Below are 22765 nucleotides of genomic sequence, written 5' to 3'. Positions count from 1 at the left end.
AGGAGTTTATAAGTTATGAATAGTAAAGAAGAGATTCAACAAAATAATGAACAAATTTTATCTTATCCTATTGATGATATTGTTGCAGAACGTTTTGGTCGATATGCCAAATATATTATTTTAGAACGAGCATTGCCCGATGTCCGTGATGGTTTGAAGCCAGTTCAACGTCGAATTTTGCATGCTATGAATGATTTGGGTTTAACCAATGATAAAGCATATAAAAAAGCAGCTCGTGTTGTTGGAGAAGTAATTGGTAAATATCATCCTCATGGTGATACAGCGGTTTATGCTGCGATGTGTAGAATGGCACAAGAGTGAAAGGTAGCATGACCATTAGTACAAATGCACGGTAATAAAGGTTCAATTGATGGTGATAATCCTGCTGCGATGCGATATACAGAAGCACGTTTATCATTAATTTCAGAATTATTACTGAAGGATATTAAGAAAAATACTATTAGTTTAATTAAAAATTTTGATGAATCAGAAACAGAACCAACAGTTTTACCTGCCTATTTTCCAAATTTATTAGTAAATGGTGCTTCTGGAATTGCCGTTGGAATGGCAACTAATATTCCACCTCATAATTTACAAGAAGTAATTAATGCAATTGTCATGAGAATTAATAATCCACAATGTAATTTAAACGAATTAATGCGTGTTATTAAGGGTCCTGACTTTCCAACCGGAGGAATTATTCAAGGGATTAAAGGTATTAAAGAAGCTTATCGTTCTGGTAAGGGGCGAATTGCAATTCGTGCCAAAACTCATATTAATAATGAAGGTGAAATTCCACAAATAATTATTACCGAAATTCCATTTGAAGTTATTAAACAAGATTTAATTAAAAAAATTGATGATGTTAAAACATTAGCAAAAATTCATGGTATTAAAGAAGTACGTGATGAAACGGATCGTTTTGGTTTACGAATAGTTATTGATTTAGTAGAAGATAGTAAACCACAAGAAATTTTAAATTATTTATTTAAAAATACCAATTTACAAATTTATTATAACTTTAATTTAGTAGCAATTGCTAACAAAAAACCAGTACAAATGAGTTTAATTAATATGTTAGATTTTTATATTAATCATCAAATTGATGTTGTTACTAAGCGTTCACAATATGACTTAGCACAATTAGAACGAAGATTAGAGATTGTTAATGGTTTAGTTATTGCATTAAGTGAAGTTGATAAAGTAATTAAAATTATTAGAACATCAACTGACCGTATGCAAGCAAAATTAAATTTAATATCAGCTTTTAATTTTACTGATATTCAAGCAGAAGCAATTGTACAATTGCGTTTATATCGTTTAACTGCTACTGATATTCAATCATTAGTTTTAGAAAAAGCAGATATTGAAAGTAAAATTATTGTTTTACAAGAAATTCTTAATAATGAAAATTCACTACGTCAAGTTATTATTACTGAGTTAGAACAAATTAATTCTCATTTTTCTGGATTAAGAAAATCACAAATTCAAGGTGAAATTTCTGAAATTACAATTGATGAAAAAGCAACATTGCGACAAGAAAATGTATTTGTTAGTATTAGTTATGATGGTTGAATTAAGGTAATAAGTAGTAAAGTATTTTTACAAAATCTTGATTATCAAGATTTTGGGCGTAAGCCAAATGATGTTATTATTGGTGGAGCAATGTTCAATAATTTTAATAATTTATTATTTTTTACAAATAAAGGTAATTATTTTTTAATACCAATTTTTAAATTAGAAGAAAATAAATGGAAAGATAATGGTATTCATGTTAATACGTTATGTAAACTTGAAGGAAATGAAAAAATTATTAGTGTTGCGCAAGTTAATAGTTTTGAACAGCCAAATGTAAATATAGTAGTCGCTACTAGATATGGTTTAATTAAAAGAATGCCACTTTTAGAGTTAGCAACTACCAGATTTAATAAAACCGCCAAATATGTTAAATTAAAAGAGAACGATAGTGTTATTAGTGTTAATAGTACTACCGGTCATGATTTTATTGTTATTAGTACTCGCAAGGGTATGACTTTAAAATATTTAGAAACGAAAGTTCCATTATTAACTAAAACTGCAACAGGTGTTAAAGCTTTGAAAATTAATTCTGAAGAAGATGAAGTGGTAGGAATGGCTTGTGGTAATAGTAATGATATTTATGCAATGTTAACATCAGTTGGAACAATTAAACGAATGTTATTCAATACTATTGAACAAACTTCACGAACAACAAAAGGTAATAAAGTAATAAAAGTTCCTAAAAGTAAAAGTATTAGTATTATTAAAACTTTCTTATCACCAGCAACATCTTTTATTAATATATTAACGAAAAAAGAAAAATGATTAGTGATTAAAGCAAGTGACATTAATCTTAGCAAGGTAAATGAAGGAACTGGCAAAGTAGTTGTTGATGATATTATTGCTGGCGGTAGTAATTTAGTGATTGATTTAAAAACTGATGTTATTGATGCTGATATATCATCAATATCAGAAAATTTTGATGGAAAAGAAAGCAACAATGGTATTTAAAATAAACTTTTTTATTGAAAATTATGGACTTTTTAAAGAATTAGTTTTTTTGATTTTCATAATATAAATTTAAATAATAATTTTAGTTAAGAGTGAATAGGATATGACTTATATCAATGCTATAATTATTATGGTAGTGATTTAAGGAGGAAGTATAGATGACAAATAATATTATTAAATATCAATCTCTAATTAATGGTGACTTGTATGAAAATGGTAATTGAATATCAGTTATCAATCCCACCACTAATAAAATAGCAGGCCAAGTTCCTGCCTTAACTAAAGTTGAAATTAAAAAAGTATATGAATCTGCAAAATTTGCTCAAAAAAATTGAGAACAAATGCCTATTTTAAAAAGAATTTCTTTTTTAAATTCTTGAAAACAATTAATTATTCACGATAAATTAATACTTGCTGAATTAATGACTAATGAAATTGCTAAAGGCACAAAAGCAGCTTGCAGTGAAATTGATAGAACAGTTGAATATATTGAATATACTTTACAAGAAGCATTACGTCTTCATCCTGAATCTTATACAGGTGATAGTTGAGGAAGTATGAACAAATTAGCTGTTTTTGAATACGTACCAAAAGGAATTGTTCTTGCTATTTCCCCTTTTAATTATCCGATAAATTTATCAGTCTCTAAAATATTTCCAGCACTTGTGACTGGTAATAGTGTTGTTTTTAAACCCGCAACACAAGGATCATTGGTGGGATTACACTTAGCTAAATTAGCTAAAGAAGCTAACATTCCTAATGGTGTTTTTAATGCTATAAGTGGTAAAGGTAGTGAAATTGGTGATAGTTTAGTTGAAAATGAAGCAATTAATGTTATTTCTTTTACTGGTAGTGCTGTTGTTGGTAATCGTATTTCACAGAAATCTTTAAAAGCTGATTTGATTTTAGAATTAGGAGGTAAAGATCCAGCAATAGTGCTTAATGATGCTGATCTTGAAGATACAGCAACCAAAATCATTAAAGGTGCATTTAGTTATTCAGGACAACGCTGTACTGCTATTAAAAGAGTGTTAGTACAAAGAAAAATTAGTAGCAAATTAATTCCAATTTTAAAAGAAAAAGTTGAAAAGTTAACTGTTGGTTTGCCCACAGATGATTGTGATATTACTCCTGTTATTGATCAACCAACAGTTGATAATGCTAAAAAATTAATTAAAGATGCTTTAGATAAAGGAGCCAATTGTTTAGTTGGTAATAAATTTAAAGAAAATTTAATGTGACCAACTATTATTACTGACGTAACAACAAAAATGAATTTAGCATGAGAAGAACCTTTTGCACCATTGTTGCCGATTATTATTTTTGATGAAGTAAAAGAAGCAATTAATATTGCAAATGATTCACAATATGGTTTACAAGCTTCTGTTTTTACTACTAATATTAATAGTGCAATGAGTATTGCTAAATTATTAGAAGTTGGAAGTGTTAATATTAACGATCAGTCACAACGTGGTCCCGATCACTTTTCTTTTGTTGGTGTTAAGGATTCGGGTCTTGGCGTACAAGGTATTCGTCCTTCGTTACTTGCTTTTACTAGACCAAAAGGGATTGTTATTAATTGAAAAACAAAAATTTAAAAGAAAAAATAAAACTTATTTTAATAAAAAAATAAGTTTTATTTTTTTATTAAAATAGTGGTAAGATAAAAATGTAATAAATTTTTGTCCTTGTTAATTAGATTTTTATTTTTTTAACATTCTTATATAAAAAGCATAATAAAAATATTACATATCATTGTAACTTTTATTTTAAAAAGTAAGTTATTAAAATAGTGCCGAGGATAAAGTACTGTTACATGAAATGCAAAAAATATGGAGGTAAATATGGCAAAACGAAAAATTGTCCTTGTTGGATGTGGAGCTGTTGGTAGTAGTTTTATTTACAGTGCCATTAATCAAGGTTTAGCCCAAGAATATGTATTAATTGATGCTTTTGAAGGTATAGCTGAAGGTAATGCGATTGATTTTGCTGATTGTCAAGCAGCTTTAGATCATCCTTTTATTTCAATTAAGGCGGGAAATTACAGCGATTGTAAAGATGCTGATATTATTGTTATTACTGCCGGAAGACCACAAAAAGATGGTGAAACAAGATTAAATATGGTAGCAGATAATGCCAAAATTATGAAGAGCATTGCTTTAGAAATTAAAAAATCAGGATTTAAAGGTGTTACTATTATTGCATCTAATCCTGTTGATATTATGACAACTGTTTATCAAAAAATTACACAATTTGATTATCATCAAGTATTAGGTTCTGGTACAATTTTAGATACCTTACGTTTACAATATTTAATTGGAGAAAAAATTGCAGTTAATCCAAAGTCAGTTGCTGCTTATGTAATTGGTGAACATGGTGATTCTTCAATGATTCCTTGAAGTTCGGTTTCGGTAGGTAATAAAACTATTTATCAACAAATTACTGAAGGTAGAATTAAAGAAAAAGATTTAGAAGAATTAAGAAAAGAAGTAGCACAAAGAGCTTATAAAATTATTAAATTAAAGCGTGCAACTTTTTATGGTATTGGTGCAGCATTGGCATTATTAGTAAGAAATATCCTTGAAGGACAAAATCACGTTTTAGTAGCAGGTGCTTATTTACAGGGAGAATATGGACAGCAAGGTTTTTATATTGGTGTACCAACAATACTTTACGAAAAAGGTTGAAAAAGAGTAGTTCAGTTACCATTAACGAAAGAAGAGCAAACGGCATTTGATAAATCTTGTGCAATTATTAAAGAAACTTTAGAAACAGTTTTTGCTGCTATTAAATAAAAGATAGGAGTAGTTTATTCGTGAATACAAGTGTAGAAAATATCAATAATGAAGAAACATTAACAAGTATTGAAACTTATATTGCTGTTTATAAGTATGCATTAAAGAAAGCAGAAAGTCCGTTATTAAAAACTTTTTTAATGGGTATTGCGGCTGGATTTTTTGTTGGTATTGCTTATATTGCGGCTATTTTTGGTAGTAGAGGATTAAGTGATAATGGTATTAAAAATTTAACATTTGGTTTTATTTTTACTTTAGCAATTACTATGATTGTCTTTATGGGTGGTGAACTTTTTACTTCTAATTCCATGATATTTATGCCATTAATAAAAAAACAAGTTAAGTTAACAAGAATGTTAATTAACTTACTAGTAGTATTAATTGGTAATTTTATAGGTTGTTTTATTCTTTCATTATTTACATGATGAGCAGGCTTTTTTGATAATCAAGCTTTTTTGGATAATGCTGTTAGTATTTTTAATCATAAATTAGTAATGTCTTGATGAAAAGCCTTTTTTAGTGGTATATTATGTAATTTTTTAGTAGCAGGAAGTGTTTATATTTCTCATGCCACTCGTTTATCTACTGCTAAATTTTTATTAATAGGATTAGTAATTATGGTTTTTGCCTTATCTGGTTTTTCTCACGTTGTAGCAAATTCTTATGTTTGAGGATTAGGGCCTTTATTTAATATTTATGGAATTCATAGTGGATTTAATGACTTTTTACAATTTGGTTATCAAGTACAACTTCCAACCTTATTTGGTAATTTTATTGGTGGTGGTATTTTATTACCTGGTATGTATTATTTAATCTTTAGAAAAGAATTACCAAAAATAACATTATAAATATATTATTAGTTTAATATAAAAATTAATCCATTACTTTAGTTTTAAGTAATGGATTTATTAATTTTATGAAAATAAATTAATTGTAAATAGAAGTTATTTGATAAGTATATTTTAAAATTTGTTTCTTTATTTCATACAATAAAAGAAATTAACTATATTCGTGATGATGAAGTTATTATTAACTCAGATAATGGAGACTATAGTCTTTTAGTAAGTAATTCCGATTTTACTATTAATAAATTATCGTGAACAGCAAAATATTTTTTTAAAACTAATAGAGAAGTTTGAGTAATTAAAGATGATAATAATCAAGTATTAATTTATGATTATGTAAGTAATACATATTCTGAATTAGATCTTTATGGAATTGATATTATTAGATTAAATAGTAAAACATATATTTTAAAAGAAGATAGTAAAAATATTCAAATTATTGATTCATCAGGTCAAGTTATTAAAGGAAAATATAATTTTGAAATTTCTGATGATTATGATTTATTGAATATTAATAGTCAATTATTACTTTTATTTGATCGACAACAAAAAATGACAGTTAGAATAATTGAGAGAAATCTTAATTCTGAAAATGAATTAGTTGTATTAAAAACAATAAATTTAACTAATGAAATAAGTGAAATAAAATTATTAAATAATCAAGAAAATAAGGGTAAATCTTCAACTAATTTTTTCGTTAAAACATTAAATAATCCAAATTATGTTCTTAATATTGATTCAAATATAAACAAAATTGAGAATTTAGAAGTTAATACTAAAAGTATTCCTGATGGAATGAATGGCGAAATTAATAGATATAATAAAACAGTTAGTATTTTTACACAGTATAAAACTGATGACTTATATTGATATCAAGTATTTTAAATAATATTATTTAAATAATTACCTAGTTACTGATATTTTGTATTTTTAATATTAGTAACATTTTTTCATATAAGGAAGTTTAAAAATAATTCTTTTATTTAATTGAACTAACTATTTAATTATGCAATAATATTGTATTGTATATAACTCAATTATTATTAAGGAGGCGCACAATGCGTGATGGATTAACTTTAAGATGTGAAGTTTGCAAAGAAGAAAATTATATTGCTGATCGTAATAAAAAAACTAAGCCTGAAAAATTAGAAACAAAAAAACATTGTTCTCGTTGTAATCAACATACACTACATAAAGAAAAGAAATAAGTAAAACTTATTTCTTTTCTTTAATTTGCAGTACAATATACTTAGTTATTAATTAATGATTTATTAAAAGGATTGAATTTAAAATGAAAAATTTAAATAAAAAAGAAATTATTGAAACAATATTAACCAAAAATAAAATAGATGCTATGTTATTTTACTCTTCCGAAAATCGCTTTTGATATAGTGATTTTATTTCAACGTTAGGTTATTTATTGATTAGCAAAAATGATGCAAATTTATTATTAGATGGAAGATATATTACTGAGGGAAAAGAAAATGCCAAAAATGTTAAATGCATTCAATTTAGTAATATTTTTTCTTCGTTGAAAGATTTATTAAAATCACAAAAAATTAAAAAAATTGGTTTTGAAGCAGAATATATTACTATTGCTCAATTAGAAAGTTGAAAGCAAGAAATTAAAGATATTGAATTTGTTCCAATTTATGTTAGTTCATTAAGAATGATTAAAGATGAAATCGAAATTGCACGAATTGCAAAAGCTTGTGCTATTGGTGATTTGGCTTTTAATGAAGTTTTAAGCTTTATCCGACCTGGTGTTAGTGAAAAAGATGTTGAAGATATAATATTACGTTCATTTGTTAAAAATGGTGCAACAAAAGCATCATTTGATACTATTGTTGCTTCTGGAGAAAGAGGAGCAATGCCTCATGGTAAAGCTAGTAATAAAAAAATTGGCAATAATGAGTTAATTACTTGTGATTTTGGTTGTGTATATGAAGGTTTTTGTTCAGATATGACTAGAACTTTTGCGATTGGTAAAGTTAATCCAAAATTAATTGAAATTCATGAAATAGTTAAATCAGCACAAATGGCAGGAATTAAGGCTGTAAAATCAGGTATAGCTATTGGTGAAATTGATAAGATTTGTAGAGAATATATTAAAGAAAAGGGTTATGAACAATATTTTACTCATGGTACTGGTCATGGACTTGGTATTGAAATTCATGAATCACCTTGAGTTATTAAAAATGAATCTACTATTTTAGTTCCGGGAATGGTTATTACTGTTGAACCAGGTATTTATATTCCTAATTTAGGTGGTGTTAGAATTGAAGATGATATTTTAGTTACCAAAGATGGTTATCAAATTTTAACAAAATCATCTCGTGAAATTGACATTTGAAAGGAAAAAAAATAAAAATGATTAACGTTAATGATTTTAAACCAGGAATTACTTTTTTACATAATAAAACTGATATTTTAATAGTTATTGAATCAGCACATTCTAAAAGTGGACGTGGACAAGCGCATGTGAAGGTAAAAGCAAAAAATTTAAGGACACAAGCTATTATTAGTATTACTTTTACCGGTGGTGATACAGTTTATCCAGCTATTATTGATAAACGACCAGCAATTTATAGTTATGATGATGGTATGTATTCAGTTTTTATGGATAATGAAGATTATAATGAAATTAGGATTGATCAATCACGCTTATCATGAGAAAAAAAATTTTTAGTTCCTGGTAATGAAGTATCATTAAGGGTTTATAAAAATTTAGAAATATTAGGTATTGATTTACCTCCTTCGGTAGTATTAGCGGTTGTTGATGCTCCACCAGGAGTCAAGGGAAATAGTGTTTCTAATACGACAAAAACAGCTATTTTAGAAACTGGTTTACAATTACAAGTACCAATGTTTATTAATAATGGTGATAAAATTGTAGTAAGTACAGATGAAGGGAAATACAAAACTCGCGCTTAAGAAAGGTGAATATTATGGAAATACTTATTGAAGAAAGTAAAGTTGGAACATTAAAATTATCTTCGTTAGTTATTAAAAAATTTATTTATATGTTATTAATTAATGATAACTACTATCAATTAACATTAGAAGATGTTGAAGTTCTAATGTTAGAAACAAATGATATTACTGCTATTAATAATAATATTGTTGTGCGAATAAAATTAATTGTTAATCCAAATGAAGATTTAGTAAATTTAAAAAATAAAATTAATAATTTAATTTTAAGACGTACTGAATCAGCTTTAAATTTATTTTTATTAAATATTCATATAATATTTATTGCTAAAACTAAGGAAGTAGAAATCAACAATGCAAGAACAAAAGAAGATAACCCAGCATCATAAAAGAATTGGCATGATGGAAGTATTATATCAATATTTCCTTGAAGGTCAATCACAACAAGCATTTAAACAATTTCTTTTTGAAGAAGAAGGTAAGAGTTTAATTACTGAACAATGTGAGATATTAAATAAAATAATTGATTATGAATATGATTTAATAGATTTAATTAATAAAAATTTAAAACAAGGATGAGATTTTGAAAATTTAAAACCAATTGAACAAGCAATTTTAATTTTAGCAGTGTATGAAATTGTCCATACTAAAACAGATAAAAAAATTATTATTAATGAAGCTATTATTATAACTAAAGTTTATTGTCCAAATGATGCTTATAAATACATTAATGGTGTTTTAGATAAAATAAATAAGTAATTATAACTAGTATATGATTGAATTTAGTTAATAACTATATTTCTAATATAAATATATTATCTTATTTTAAAGATATTTTTTATGTTATAATGTAATATTTTTGTTCAATGTAACTATTTTTTAAAAATTAATAGTTAAAAAATAAAAAAATAAAGTATAATATACTTTAATAAACTTAATATAAGTTTTTATCCATTGTTTTTTTAAAGCAAATGGGTTCTTTTGTTTTTAAAAAGGAGAAGTATATATGCCATTAACTAAAGAAGAATCTTTTTTACTATTAGATAAAGAAATTAATAAATTAGATGAAAAAATATCTTATATTGATAAAAAAAATACAGAATTAAAATTAAATATTTCATTAATCGAAGAGGAGGAATTTTTTACATTAGATGAAGAAATCAATGAATTAACTGGACAAATATTTGATGAAGAAGATAAAAATATAAAATTAATAGGAGAAATTAAAGTATTAGAAAAAAATATTAAAGTTTTAGAAAAACAAAAAAACCAAAAAAATTGAAAACTAACTTTTTTAAATGTATTTACTTTTGGTATTTTTAAATATTATAAAAACAAAAATATTGATAAGCAAATTAAAGAAATAAAAATTAAGAGAGAATGTTTGAAACAAACGATAAATAATAATAAAAATATTATTAAATTGTTAAAAATTCAAAAATTAAAAATTATTAAAAAAACTAATATTCTTTTAAAAAACTTATTTTTTGTTAACAATCGATTAATTAAAATTAATAAAGAATTTTTTCAACAGTTAGATAATTTAAAAAATCAAATAGCAAAAATAGTAGATCCTATTAATAATGATTCTTCATTAGAACAAAATTCTTCTGGATATAATAGTGATGATGATAGTCATATTGAAGTACTTTCTGAATCTGAGAAAAAAGATGATATTTTAAAAATATCTTTAAATAAAAAAAGTATCTTTAGTGAAGAAATAGAAGTAGATGTTACTGTTAATAAATTAAATTTTAATGATGATGATAGTGATATTGAAGTACTTTCTGAATCCGAGCAAGAAGATGATATATTTTTAAGTAAAGATAGTGGTTTTAATGAAGATGATGACGGCAGTGATATTGAAGTACTTTCTAAATCAGTGGAAGAAGAAGATGCTAAAATATTTGGAAGTTGTTGTTTTAGTCAAAATTTAATAAACAATTTCGCGAAAAGTTTTTCTACAGTACCTCCTATTTTACAAAAAAGTATTTTAACTAGTTAAAATACTTTTTTTAAAACATATTAGTGAAAAAAATAAAAATAATAATTAAAAATAAAAAAGTAAGTATAATTTAATTTATAAACTAAATATAGTTTTTAACCTATTGCTTTATTTATAAGTAAATGGGTTTTTTTAATTTTTAAAGGAGAAAAAAATGTTAATCGAAAAAATTAATATATTAAAAAAAGCAAAAGAAGAATTGGATAAAGAAATATTTTTTATTGAGAAAAAAAGTGAAGAAATAGTTGAGCAAATTGAATCTTTAGAAAATAAAATTAAACGTTTAAAAAAATTAAAAAAATCAAAAAAAATACAACTATTTTCAAATATTAATAAACAAATTAAAAAAACAGAATTAAATATAAAAACTTTAATAGAAGAAATTGATGAAAATGAAAAAAATGCACAACCATTTAAAAATTCAAAATTAAATATTTTAAAAGAAATTATTGATTTACAAGGTCAGTTATATGAAAATAAAGTTAAGAGATATAAAGAAATATTTGAACAATTAGATTTTATTTTAAAAAATAAAAACTTTGAAGAATTAGAACATTCTATATATCCATCTAAGAAAAATCCTTTTGAAGAAGATGGTGATACAGAATTATTTGATAGTATTAGTTTCTCAGCAATTCAAATTAAGGATTTAGAACAAAAAATATTTGATTTTGAAGAAAAAAATAAAGAAATATTAGATAAAATTGATTTACTTGAACGTGATATTCAAGATTTAAGAGAAAAAAAAGCAGAAAAAAATTGACAAATAACTTTTGTAAATACTATTAGTTTTGGTATTTTTAAATATGTTAGAAACAAAAAAGTTAATAAAGAAATTAAAGAAATAAAATTGAAAACAAGAAATTTAAGAGAAGAAATAAATGAAAATGAAAAAAATATTAAACCACTTAAAGTTTTAAAATTAAATATTTTTGAAAATATTATTAATTTACAAGTCAGTTTGATTAATAAAATTACAAATGAAAAAAATGAAGAAATTTTTGATAAATTAAATTTAATTTCAGAAAATGAAATATCAAAGCAATTTGATGAAAATAATCCTTTTTCTAGTAAAAAAGAATTAATTTCAAGAGTTAATAGTCAATATAGTGATCTTGGTTTTGAAACAGATATTGAAAAAAATCAATCTTGTTTTAGTTTGCCAAATGAAGATAAAGCAGAAGAAAAATTAAGTTCTTCTTTGAGATTAATAAATTATTTATAAGAAAAAAAGATTTTAGTTAAGAATGGATTTAAAAAGTTATTATTTAAAATAACTTTTTAAATTTATATATTAAATATAATTAATTATCAATGATATTATTGGCAATTAAATATAATAAATAAGTACATAATGTTACTTATTTATTTCAATGTTATAATTATTTTAAGATTAAATTTAAAAATATATAATTAGATTGGAAGTAAAAAATGATTCCCGAATATCGATTATTTAACCATCTTTTGCTTTTAAAAAGTAATTATTTTTTTAAGCGCGAAATTAAAAAAAAATTAGGTCATTTAAAAGCAAAAGATTATCGTAATACTTATAACTTAATATTTAATAGTAATCAAAATTTAATGTTTATGAAAATAATAAGTGTTTATTTATATTTCAATAAAATTTCTTATAAAGAATATTTAAGATTAGTTGCAAATTTTATATTAACTATTTCTGCTTTAATTCCTACTTTTAAGCGTCAAGAAAAACAGTTAGATGATTATCAAAATGCCAAGGAACTTTTATTATTACTTGGATGTAAAGATCAAATAAAAGTTTGGTTTGATGATACTTCAAAAGTAGTATTACCTGATTTTTTGATAAATAATTCTAATTTGAAAAAAGAAAGTTTGCTAATAATTAAAAGATTGGTAAATATTAGTGGTAATATTTTTATTAATTTAACTAAGAATGAAACAAACATAAAAAATAATTATGAGTTTGGAAGTTTATTAATGTTATTTTATTTGTTGGATTTAGAAACTAGAAAAACATTGCTGACAAAAGATAGTACTGATTTAAATTTAAAAGCTTTTTTTTCATATGAAACTTTATTTACTAATAAGTTGATAATTTTAGATGAATTGGTTAAATGCGCTATGCGCTTAGAACAAACTAATTTTAATTTTTATATTAGAATAATGAATTATTCTTTGTTAGGAAATTATCAATAAATTAAGGAGAAAAAATATGAATAATTATGATGTAAAAGTTGATAATATTAAAAGTAAATTTTTAAATATTAATAAAGATATTATTATTGCTTTGTCTTCTATTTATGATCAAAATATTGCTTATGAAGTTTATTTAGTTTTTGATGGTAAAGATATGTTACTTAATAGTAATAGTAATATTTTATTTGAAAATAATAGTAATTGTATTTTTATTGGTATTGGTAGTACCAATAATATGACTCGTTTTAATGATTTAGCAACTTATACCAATGATGATGTAAAAATATTAATGACAAAATATTTTCCTGAATTAAAAAAAAGTAACATTGATTTTCTTGGTGGTAATGGTAAAAATTACTTAGAATTTATTATTAATGAGGTTATACCATTTGTTATTAAAAAGTTTAATTTAAAAATTAAAAATTTAAATGCCATTGGTTGTTCTTTGGGGGCATATTTTTGTTTACAAATGTTATATTTATCAAAATTACCATTTACAAAATTATTATTATTTTCGCCAGCAATTTGATTTAATTCACAAATTATTGAAGATTTAAAAACTAAAGTTTTAAATAATAATCAACCTTTAATAGTTGAACTATGGGTAGGAAAAAAAGAACCAAAGTTTTTTGAAGGCAAATTAGTAACAAATTATGAAAGTAATACTATTGAATTAAAAAAAATATTAACTAATAGAAAAATTACTACTAATCTAGTAATTGATGAAAATGGTGCTCATGGTTTTAAATGATGAATTAAATATATTAATGAAAATCCTTTAATTCTTATTAGCTAATTGAAACTATGGTTTTTCTTTTTTTCTAAAAATATTATTAATTTTTAGAATTAAAATAATACTTGCAAAAAATAATACAATAGTATTATTTGTAATAATAGCAGGTTGATTAGACAATATTGCAAAAATAATTCATGTTATTGCTGATAGTACAAAAATAATATACATATATAATGATAATGATTTTGTATCTCTGGTGCGAATTATTTTAAAACTTTGGGGAATTAAAACAATACTAGTTAAAATTGCTCCAATTCAAGATAAAATATTAATTGTAAGTTCCATATCTTTCTCTCCTAAATTCTTACTATATTTTAGTATTCTAAATTTTATTATAAGATATTAATGGTTAAGTTGATAGTAAAAATAATAATTTTAAGTATAATTATTTTAATAAATTAATATATGGGAGGAAAAGTGAGCAGAAATAATAGTATTATAAAGTTTAATGAGAATGAATTAAAAATTATTAAAGAAAATATACATTCAATTTATAACAAGATTTTAAATACTTCCTTTAAGCGAATGTTTATAAGCAATGTATATAAAATTATTGCTTATATTATTTTGGCATTAGGTTTTTTTACTATTATGTTAGGGATAATTTTTCTGAGTAGTTTATTACCTGAAAAAGTGTCTAGCACATTTTATTTAGTAATAGTTATTATTGGTATTATTTTTATTTTAGTTGGAACATTGTTAGTAACAGTTGGACAAACTTTTTCCAAAAAAATAAAACGAGAATTTTTAGAATATAATATTAATTATTTAAAAATGGCAGTTAATTCTACTTTTAAAGCAGTTGAAATTACTAATGTTACTAAGAATTTTACCATTGTACCACAAAAATTCTTAGTTATTGGTAGTGATTTTAATCATCGTGTTTGAACTGAAAAAGTTATTATTGGTAGTATTAATGATAAAAATTTTAATTGTGGAACAACGTTAGAAAAGATTACTAGAACTTACAAGACAGGAAAAACTACAACTACTAGTACTACATATAATCGATATCTTTATTTTACGTGTTTAATTGATATGCAAGATGTAATAACAACGATTGTTCCTGAAACATTAGGTTCAAGAATTATGGGTTCAAATCGTGGTGATCAACTTGAATCAGCAGCATTTGAGAAGTTATTTGCTCTTGATTATAGTGATCCAATTAAGTTAAGAAAGTTATTAGTGCCAAAAGTAATGAGCAAAATGATTGATTTAGCAAATATACAAGAAAAAATACCACGTATTTATGTTAATAAAAATCAAGTCACTCTAATGTTTCCTTATATGAATATTGGTTCTGATAATAGTTCTACTGCTAATTTATTAAATTTAGTTATTGCTAATAGTGAAGAAAAATTATTAGAAAATATTGTTGAAATGTTAAATTTTACATTAGATATTATAATAAACTCTTATCAATGAGTAGTAAGTTTAGATTTAAGTAAGGAATTATTATTTAAATAATTAAAAAATATTAAAAGTGATTGGGAATTCCAATCACTTTTAAATTTAGATTATTAATCTTGTCATTTTAATTTGTGAGCAGCAATTCCCATAAAAATTGCTAGTATTATTAAACTAATACCTCCATATAAATACATTTCTCATGTCATTTTAAATGTTCCATTTCAACATTCAAAGTAAGGCAAAGTAGAGTATTTAAATGGTGAGAAATAACTAATAATATTTAATACTTTACTACTTGTAATTCAATCAATAGGCATAATTGAGCCACTTAAGTAAGCAACAGGTAAATATAATACGTTGGCAACAGCAATAAATGAAGTAATAGTCTTAAATAATGATGCTAACATTATTCCCAAACCAATAGTAGTAATAAAAATAATAATAATTCATGGAATCGAAGCACCAATTTGAGTAGGAAGAGCAATAACACTTCAGCCATACGTACCACCAAAGTAAATGCCACCTCATAATAATGTTCATAAGAAAGAAATTATTGAAGCAAATACACCGATGATAATTACAGCAGTAACAAAAAATAAGGGATGAATATTAGTTGCACCAATTCTTTTTAGTAATACAGATAATTTAAATTCAATAATTGTTTGAGGAATAATAAATATTCCAACTGAAATAATATTAATAATCGCAATACCAGCAATCATTTGTTTAACGGCAGTAATGGTGCCAGCAACATCAGCACCAGTATGCCGTATTGATTCTCCTTGAATTCCCAAGATTAGAATTGGATAAACAATTAGAAAAAATGGGACAAAGAAGCCTTTTAGATAATATTTAAACATTAAATTCAATAACGGTATTTGTTTAGAAGGGCGTGTTTTTGCGGCATTTACAATTTTGTTTGGATCTTGCTGACCTTTTTTCTTAGATAATGCTTCTTTTTCTGCAGCAATAGTAGGTTTTTTATATTTTTGAAATTGTTGAGATGTATAGTTATGAACTGAACCATATTCTTTAACAACCTCTTTAACAGTCCGTTTTTCAATAATGTCACCATCGTGCATATAAATGATACGTGTACAGAAATTTTCAATTTAACTCATGTTATGAGTAACTAAAATCATTGCTACATTTTTTTCAACAATATTTTTTTGTAAAAAATCAAATATTTCTTCCTTAACTTCAATATCTAAACCAGTTGATACTTCATCTAAAATAACCAAGTCAGGTTTATGAATAACGCTTAATAATATATTAAGTCGTTGTTGTTGACCACCAGATAGAAACATAATATTTTTATTTTTAGCAGCTGATAATTGATAGGTATTTAATAATTCATTTAATTGACCAACATTGATTTCGATATTAAATGTTTCTAAATAATAAGTAAGCATATCCATAACAGTAATCCCTGGTGGATATTTTGATTCTTGAAATTGGAAACCAATAACAATACCTTCTTTTTTTTGGGAACATATCAATGTTGTCTATAACATTCATTTATTGTCTTTAAATTATAAGATTAGACGAGAATAATTTAGACTTCAATATGCAATTGTATGTTAATCTTAACACTTGAAAAATATTAGTCAACAATAATACTTACTTATTGTCATTATTTAGTGATAATTTCCTATTAGTTATCGAGTAAAAATTTCCCAAAAGTGAAGTTAAATATACTTGGTGATAAATATGGAAAGAAGTATGACTATGAAAGAAAAATATAAATACAAAATTATAAATGATATTATTATTAATAAATTATCTAAACATCAAGCCAAGAATAAACTTAATCTAACTATTAGAAGAATTAACCAATTAATTCAAATTTTTAATAGAGAAGGTAAAGTTGATTTTATTCATAAATCTCGTAATAAAATTTCTAATAAGGCAACAAATTTTGAAATCAAAATTAAGATTATAAACTTGTATAAAACAAAATATTATAATTTTAATTTTCAACATTTTCATGAGAAATTAATTAATGAAGAAAAAATTAAGATTTCATATAGCACACTTTATACTATATTAATTAAAGAAAAAATTACTTCACCAAAAAGACATAAAAATAAAAAAAATAACTTACATCCAACAAGAAATCGAAGAACAAATTTTGGTGAATTAATTCAAATGGACGCCAGTAATCATCATTGATTTGGTAACGATAAACCAAAATCATTTTTACATGCTGCAATTGATGATGCTACAGGAAATATTGTTGGACTATGATTTGATCATCAAGAAACATTAGATGGTTATTATAATATTTTTTATCAAATTTTAACTAATTATGGAATACCAAAAACATTTTATACCGATAATAGAACAGTTTTTGGATATAAGAAAAAAGTTGATGCAGGAAAAATAAATACAGAAAATGACACTTATACTCAATTTCAAAAGTCCTGTAATGATTTAGGTGTTGTGAAATAATCAGAACTTCAATTCCGCAAGCTAAAGGTCGCGTTGAACGCTTATTTGGAACACTTCAAAGTCGTTTAATTAGTGAATTACGACTTAATAAAATTAGAAATTTAGAAGAAGCTAACAAATTTCTTAAAACATACATAAGTACTTTTAATAAACAATTTGCCTTTCCTATTGATGATACTAAATCTGCTATGGTTAAAGCTCCTACACAGGAAGAAATCAATATTTATCTTTCAAGATTTTCTAAAAGAAAAACAGATAGTGGTTCAACCATAACATATTATGGTAAAAAGTATTTTCCTTATAAAAATAACAAAGTTCAATACATACAACCTAGAACTGATGTAATTGTACTTAAATCATTTATTAATGAATTATATCTTAGTTACAATAATCAAATGTATGAACTAAAAGAAATAGCACAAAAACCAATTATAAAAGAAAATTTAATAAAAATTAAAAAAGTTTATATACCCAATAAAAATCATCCTTGAAGATATGGATATCAATAATTCTTAATTAAAATTAAAAATCTATTTTATAAGATATTTAATTTTATAAATACTAAACCATATAAAATTTTAAAACGTTTGCGTATGAGCAAATTTGGTGTTCTAAAATTGATTTTAAATATAAAAGAAATTGTAATTGCAATCTCTCGTTTTTACATTTGTGGTAAGTTTGATTTAGTCGGATTTATTAATAAATTATTTAAAGTTACATTATTAATTTTATTAACATCTATATTTATTTCACTATTTGATTTTCTTATATATAATTCTTTTACTTTTTTAATATTTCCAAAAAGTTCTTTTGATATTTTTATAAAAAAATCATTTTTTTCTTTAATTATTTTATTTTTATCAATTTTTCCAAAAGTAAATATTTTCAATATTGAATAACTAATTTTTTTAAATTTGCTAATCTTTTGTTTTTTTAAATTTTCATTAATATCAACAATAGTAGTTTGAACTAAATTAACTCTATTACTAATAATTTCTGGAGTAAATTGATTTTTATTAATAATTATTTTTTTCAATTCTCTATTAATTCATTCATATTCTTCTTGTAAATTTTTATTCATTTTTTCATCCTTTCAAAATAAAAACTCATTTACTTTGAAATTAAAGCAATGAGTTAAAAACTTATATTAAACTTAATTAAATTATACAAAAAAAAGTTCGCAAATCAAAATTTAAAGCTAAATTTTTAACGTTTATTTGGAATTCGTGTTTATATTTATTTAACACTGTAACTTTCCAAAATAATTTATTTTTTTATAAATATTTTTGGGAAATTTTCACTCGATATTGACACAATAATACTTACTTATATAACTCAAAAATTCTTATTAAAGTAAATTTTAATAAGTTTTATTTTATTTTTAGTTATTTTTAAATTTTAGTTTTAATTTATAATAACTGTATGGCTGTATTTATTTGATAGCATTTAAAATTAACCATTTTTGTATACATATCAATGTTATAAGTTCTATCACCAATCATATGCTTTAAAATTTGTTTAATATTAGTTTCAGTAAAGCAACCAATATTCTCAACTAATGCTTGGTTTAATACACCATCTTTTGCATTAATAAAATAACCAACTTTTAATTTTTTATATTGTAAAGTTAATAACTGTAAAAAATCAATTAATTCATAATATTGACCTTTTGCAAATAAATTTATTGCATTTTGATAGTGTAATTTAGCAATTTTATCTTTTTTTCTTCCTGCCATTATCCCAAGAAATAAAACATGAAAAGCATGGAATTTATCTAAAATAAATTTAGCATTTAAAATTGTAGCAGTTTTTCTAATTCATTTTGCACTATCTCCACAAACTATTAAATTTGCTTTGTCAAAATTTTCAAAAAATAAATTACCATATTTTTTAATTAATTGTGCTGTTTTTTCTGCACCAATTTCTGTTTTTGATATTCTTATTTTGCATACTGCTCTTTTATTAATTAATTTTCCATTTTTCTTTTTACCAGTACAAAATACTAATAATCTCATAGAACATTTTTTACAATTCTTAGTATTGTGTTTTTCATTAAACTTAAATTTTCTATGTCCATTATCAATATTTACATATAAATTTTGATATGGTTGCAATGGTATTTTGAGGATATTGGCTTTTGGTAATTCAAACTTTTATATGTTCTACAAACTGTACTAGTACTTATTAAATCTTCAATAAAAGTATCACAAACATCACGATACTTTTTACCATCAGCAAAATATTTTAAAATTTGTTTAATAACATTAGGTGCAAGTTTACTATATTTTTTAACACCGAGATAGTTATCTAATAGGGATACGTATTCAGTTTTTTGTTTTTCTATGTTATAATAAGTACAAATACGTCGTTTATAATTTAATAAACCTTTTTTTGTTTTTAATTTTCTCTTTCTAAATCTATATGATTTATATTTAGATTTATCACATGTACTTCATAAATAATCATCTATTGTTTTAAATAATTCTTCTGTTTGTTTTAAACTTAATTCATCTTGATTAAAATCGTGTTTGTCTCAATCAAAAAGATTAGGAAATGGTAATATAAACATTTTTAATGTTCCTTTCTTTAAAATAATTTAATTTTAACTTATATATGTTAATAAGGAGTAAAATATGGCTTTTATTAGTAGTTATGCACAACTGAATAAAAAATATAATCTTAATTTTAGTGATAGTAGTGTTCAAGAAGTAAGAAGATATGAAAATACTCATAGTGAAACTACAATTGGTGCTTTAATGAATGTTTCTCAAGTATTATTAGATAAATATGATATTAATTTATTACCTAATAATCCCCATGGTATTAAATGAAAAATTACTAAGGACGCTGGGTGTATTATCTTTCCTAATAATCAACAAATTGATTTTATTGGTTATGCTAATGGTAATAAGATTTTTGGAAAAGAAGCAGGTGGGTCAAGTTTTTTAGGTTCAAGAACAGATGAAATAATAATGGCAGAAGAAAAAGAAACATTAACAGAAAAACAATTAACATATCGATATGAACGTTTACAAAACTCTATGTTTAGAAGTAATCGTATTAAAGTATCAAAAGAACCTATTAAAGAATGAAGTTGAACGTTTATTGATAAAAATATATATAGTCCTACTTTTGGAAAATTGATTACTCGTTATTTTTATAAAAGTTTCTTTATTACTTTTACATGTAATCCTTATGATAAATACCATCCATTTTATTTAAAATACTGTACGCCATTTTTACCATTAAATGATAAAGTGATGGAAAATCTTAAAAAAGTTGGCAAAATTTATTATGAAAATCAAGATATGTTTAGTGGTTTAGGTTTATTTGTTTTAAGATTTACTATTCAACCATTTTGAAATAAATTACCAGATATTCAAAAAAGAACATTATTAGAAATGAAAAAAAGTAATCCTGATGAATTTAATACTGTTTTTTATGGTTTTGAATTTTTAGATAGTGATGCAACAATTTTTCCATTTCAAAAAACAGTAAAATATTGACAATCATATGATTTAAAACAATTTTATAATCAAGAAAAAGATATGTATAAATTTGATTTTTATAGTGTTGGTATTGATTGAGCTACGGGACCAAAAGACCATACTGTATTTATGGTAGTTGGTTTTAAAGAATATAATAATACTGGTTATTATGATGCATATATTATTTGTGAATTAGTAGTTACTCCAAATGATTTTATAAATGAAAATGAAAAAATTAATGCTTATGTTAATGAAATTTTAGGATTAATGGATAATTTTGAGAATTTTGAACAAGCAATTTATTTTTATGATGATAAAGCAAGAACTGCCATGGATTGATTAAATCAAAAATTAATAGATGAACATAATACTATTTTAATAACACAAACTGCTATTAAACATGCTTCAAATTTAAATCAAGAAGCCGGATTAACTAATAGAGTAATTTGAATGAGAAATATTATGAGTTATGGAAATTTTTATGCAAATAAAGATGATTTACCAAAAACAACTCAATGTTTAGAAGAATTACGTTATGATGAAGCAAAAACTAACATTCCTGACAAAAATATGTATCAAGACCCATATGATGCTTTGTTTTATGCACTTTATCCATACAAAAATGTAATTAGGGGTAAAAATAATGCTACTGTGAAAAAAAGTATCTTCACATTTGCAATATAATAAACAAGTGACCTATAATTAATATTATAGGTCACACAAAATAAACGCCTTGTATTTAGGCGTTATTTTCCATTTAAAAGCATTCTTGTAAAAATAATCAAAAATAGTACAATTTATAAGTAAAATCAAGGAAAAAAGGAGTAATTTGATATGAAAAAAATTATGACAACGATTTTATATCTTGCATCAATACCATCATTTTCTATAAGCACTTATCGATGTTCATTAACAGGACATACTATTCAATGTAATGATGGTACTTGAACTAATATTCATGGTAAAGGTGCATGTTCATGCCATGGCGGAATAAAAAAATAAGATAAGGAGTAATTAAACATGAGTGAACAAAATACAGAATTACATTATGCTAAAAATATAGCAAAACAAAGAAAAACACAAAGAAATATATTTATTGGATTATTTTCATTTATGACAATATTATTTATTATTTCAGCAACAGCATTAGGACTTGCATGTAAAGATGGAAGACAAAAATTAAGTTTTTATTTAGGTCATGATTATACAGCGTACTGGGGGGTGGCATAACTATATGAGAAACTAAAAATTTACATGATGAGAATAAAATAGATTTATATTTTGGAATTAAACCAGATTATAAAAATGATATAAAATGAGATGGCATTTATCCTGATGGA

The 22765-nt window shown here is 23.7% G+C and carries 24 protein-coding genes and 1 pseudogene; 19 read left to right on the top strand and 6 right to left on the bottom strand.

All coding sequences use genetic code 4. The features are described 5' to 3' along the window. Positions 1–15: 15 nt before the first annotated feature. The 14 genes from parC (at position 16) to AACK81_RS06115 (ending at position 14076) form a co-directional block, all read left to right on the top strand. Complete coding sequence (gene parC / locus AACK81_RS06180; protein ID WP_338960669.1) at positions 16–2529, top strand: DNA topoisomerase IV subunit A; 2514 nt, start codon at positions 16–18, stop codon at positions 2527–2529. A gap of 158 nt (positions 2530–2687) precedes the next feature. Beyond that, positions 2688–4127 carry an NADP-dependent glyceraldehyde-3-phosphate dehydrogenase gene (locus tag AACK81_RS06175; protein ID WP_338960667.1) on the top strand — a complete coding sequence of 480 codons (1440 nt, stop codon included), beginning with the start codon at positions 2688–2690 and terminating at the stop codon, positions 4125–4127. Between the two features lie 246 nt (positions 4128–4373). Beyond that, positions 4374–5324, top strand: a complete 951-nt coding sequence (locus tag AACK81_RS06170) for an L-lactate dehydrogenase (protein ID WP_338960666.1) — start codon at positions 4374–4376, stop codon at positions 5322–5324. A 20-nt stretch (positions 5325–5344) separates the two neighbouring features. Further along, positions 5345–6172 (top strand): formate/nitrite transporter family protein, encoded by an 828-nt coding sequence (locus AACK81_RS06165; RefSeq protein ID WP_338960663.1) that lies wholly within the window; start codon positions 5345–5347, stop codon positions 6170–6172. Positions 6173–6673: 501 nt separating this feature from the next. After that, positions 6674–7054: a hypothetical protein gene (locus AACK81_RS06160; protein ID WP_338960660.1), complete on the top strand. Its 381-nt coding sequence runs from the start codon at positions 6674–6676 to the stop codon at positions 7052–7054. Between the two features lie 173 nt (positions 7055–7227). After that, complete coding sequence (rpmG, locus tag AACK81_RS06155; protein WP_174481164.1) at positions 7228–7377, top strand: 50S ribosomal protein L33; 150 nt, start codon at positions 7228–7230, stop codon at positions 7375–7377. Between the two features lie 83 nt (positions 7378–7460). Then, positions 7461–8537, top strand: a complete 1077-nt coding sequence (locus tag AACK81_RS06150) for an aminopeptidase P family protein (RefSeq protein WP_338960658.1) — start codon at positions 7461–7463, stop codon at positions 8535–8537. Positions 8538–8539: 2 nt separating this feature from the next. Further along, complete coding sequence (gene efp, locus AACK81_RS06145; protein ID WP_174481165.1) at positions 8540–9103, top strand: elongation factor P; 564 nt, start codon at positions 8540–8542, stop codon at positions 9101–9103. A gap of 14 nt (positions 9104–9117) precedes the next feature. Then, positions 9118–9489 (top strand): hypothetical protein, encoded by a 372-nt coding sequence (locus AACK81_RS06140; protein WP_338960656.1) that lies wholly within the window; start codon positions 9118–9120, stop codon positions 9487–9489. After that, a complete protein-coding gene (nusB, locus tag AACK81_RS06135; RefSeq protein ID WP_338960654.1) occupies positions 9455–9859 on the top strand; it encodes a transcription antitermination factor NusB in 405 nt (134 codons plus the stop codon). The genes AACK81_RS06140 and nusB overlap by 35 nt, the downstream gene beginning before the upstream one ends. Before the next feature lie 247 nt (positions 9860–10106). Next, on the top strand, positions 10107–11105 hold the full coding sequence (locus tag AACK81_RS06130; protein WP_338960652.1) for a hypothetical protein: 999 nt from the start codon (positions 10107–10109) through the stop codon (positions 11103–11105). A gap of 154 nt (positions 11106–11259) precedes the next feature. Beyond that, positions 11260–12330, top strand: coding sequence for a hypothetical protein (locus AACK81_RS06125; protein ID WP_338960649.1), 1071 nt, complete (start codon positions 11260–11262; stop codon positions 12328–12330). A 206-nt stretch (positions 12331–12536) separates the two neighbouring features. Further along, positions 12537–13280, top strand: coding sequence for a hypothetical protein (locus AACK81_RS06120; RefSeq protein ID WP_252320766.1), 744 nt, complete (start codon positions 12537–12539; stop codon positions 13278–13280). A 16-nt stretch (positions 13281–13296) separates the two neighbouring features. Next, positions 13297–14076, top strand: a complete 780-nt coding sequence (locus AACK81_RS06115) for an alpha/beta hydrolase-fold protein (protein WP_338960646.1) — start codon at positions 13297–13299, stop codon at positions 14074–14076. Between the two features lie 6 nt (positions 14077–14082). Here the strand turns inward: AACK81_RS06115 and AACK81_RS06110 are convergent, their stop codons facing one another. Beyond that, the gene (locus AACK81_RS06110; RefSeq protein ID WP_338960644.1) at positions 14083–14361 is read right to left on the bottom strand and encodes a SemiSWEET family sugar transporter; all 279 of its coding nucleotides are present in this window, start codon (positions 14359–14361) and stop codon (positions 14083–14085) included. Between the two features lie 132 nt (positions 14362–14493). On the opposite strand from AACK81_RS06110, the gene AACK81_RS06105 reads away from it, so the two are divergent. Further along, positions 14494–15543, top strand: coding sequence for a DUF3137 domain-containing protein (locus tag AACK81_RS06105; RefSeq protein ID WP_338960641.1), 1050 nt, complete (start codon positions 14494–14496; stop codon positions 15541–15543). Between the two features lie 53 nt (positions 15544–15596). Here the strand turns inward: AACK81_RS06105 and AACK81_RS06100 are convergent, their stop codons facing one another. Together AACK81_RS06100 and AACK81_RS06095 are read right to left on the bottom strand one after the other, a co-directional pair. Then, the gene (locus tag AACK81_RS06100; protein ID WP_338960639.1) at positions 15597–16568 is read right to left on the bottom strand and encodes an ABC transporter permease; all 972 of its coding nucleotides are present in this window, start codon (positions 16566–16568) and stop codon (positions 15597–15599) included. A 30-nt stretch (positions 16569–16598) separates the two neighbouring features. Then, positions 16599–16985: an ATP-binding cassette domain-containing protein gene (locus tag AACK81_RS06095; protein WP_338960636.1), complete on the bottom strand. Its 387-nt coding sequence runs from the start codon at positions 16983–16985 to the stop codon at positions 16599–16601. Positions 16986–17196: 211 nt separating this feature from the next. Here AACK81_RS06095 and AACK81_RS08875 point away from each other — a divergent pair. Beyond that, positions 17197–18446: pseudogene (locus tag AACK81_RS08875) on the top strand (ISNCY family transposase). A 152-nt stretch (positions 18447–18598) separates the two neighbouring features. On the opposite strand, the gene AACK81_RS06080 reads toward AACK81_RS08875, so the two are convergent. The 3 genes from AACK81_RS06080 to AACK81_RS06070 form a co-directional block, all read right to left on the bottom strand. Continuing rightward, positions 18599–19018 (bottom strand): hypothetical protein, encoded by a 420-nt coding sequence (locus AACK81_RS06080; RefSeq protein ID WP_338960629.1) that lies wholly within the window; start codon positions 19016–19018, stop codon positions 18599–18601. 328 nt (positions 19019–19346) lie between these two features. Next, complete coding sequence (locus AACK81_RS06075; RefSeq protein ID WP_338960627.1) at positions 19347–20051, bottom strand: Mbov_0401 family ICE element transposase-like protein; 705 nt, start codon at positions 20049–20051, stop codon at positions 19347–19349. Next, positions 20024–20506 carry a UPF0236 family transposase-like protein gene (locus tag AACK81_RS06070; RefSeq protein WP_338960625.1) on the bottom strand — a complete coding sequence of 161 codons (483 nt, stop codon included), beginning with the start codon at positions 20504–20506 and terminating at the stop codon, positions 20024–20026. Before AACK81_RS06070 ends, AACK81_RS06075 begins: the two co-directional genes overlap by 28 nt. Positions 20507–20570: 64 nt before the next feature. On the opposite strand from AACK81_RS06070, the gene AACK81_RS06065 reads away from it, so the two are divergent. The 3 genes from AACK81_RS06065 to AACK81_RS06055 all read left to right on the top strand — a co-directional run bounded on the left by AACK81_RS06065 (position 20571) and on the right by AACK81_RS06055 (position 22655). Beyond that, entirely contained in the window at positions 20571–22109 is a 1539-nt protein-coding gene (locus AACK81_RS06065) for a hypothetical protein (protein WP_338960623.1), read from the top strand. Positions 22110–22259: 150 nt separating this feature from the next. Further along, a complete protein-coding gene (locus AACK81_RS06060; protein ID WP_338960620.1) occupies positions 22260–22427 on the top strand; it encodes a hypothetical protein in 168 nt (55 codons plus the stop codon). A gap of 18 nt (positions 22428–22445) precedes the next feature. Further along, positions 22446–22655 carry a hypothetical protein gene (locus AACK81_RS06055; RefSeq protein WP_338960617.1) on the top strand — a complete coding sequence of 70 codons (210 nt, stop codon included), beginning with the start codon at positions 22446–22448 and terminating at the stop codon, positions 22653–22655. The last annotated feature ends 110 nt before the right edge of the window (positions 22656–22765 follow it).

It is taken from the genome of Spiroplasma endosymbiont of Lasioglossum villosulum, from assembly GCF_964020195.1.
GTDB classification, from domain to species: domain Bacteria; phylum Bacillota_I; class Bacilli_A; order Mycoplasmatales; family VBWQ01; genus Spiroplasma_E; species Spiroplasma_E ixodetis_A.
The sequence above is the reverse complement of the archived record's forward strand: the minus strand, read 5'-3'. Positions and strand labels throughout refer to the sequence as shown.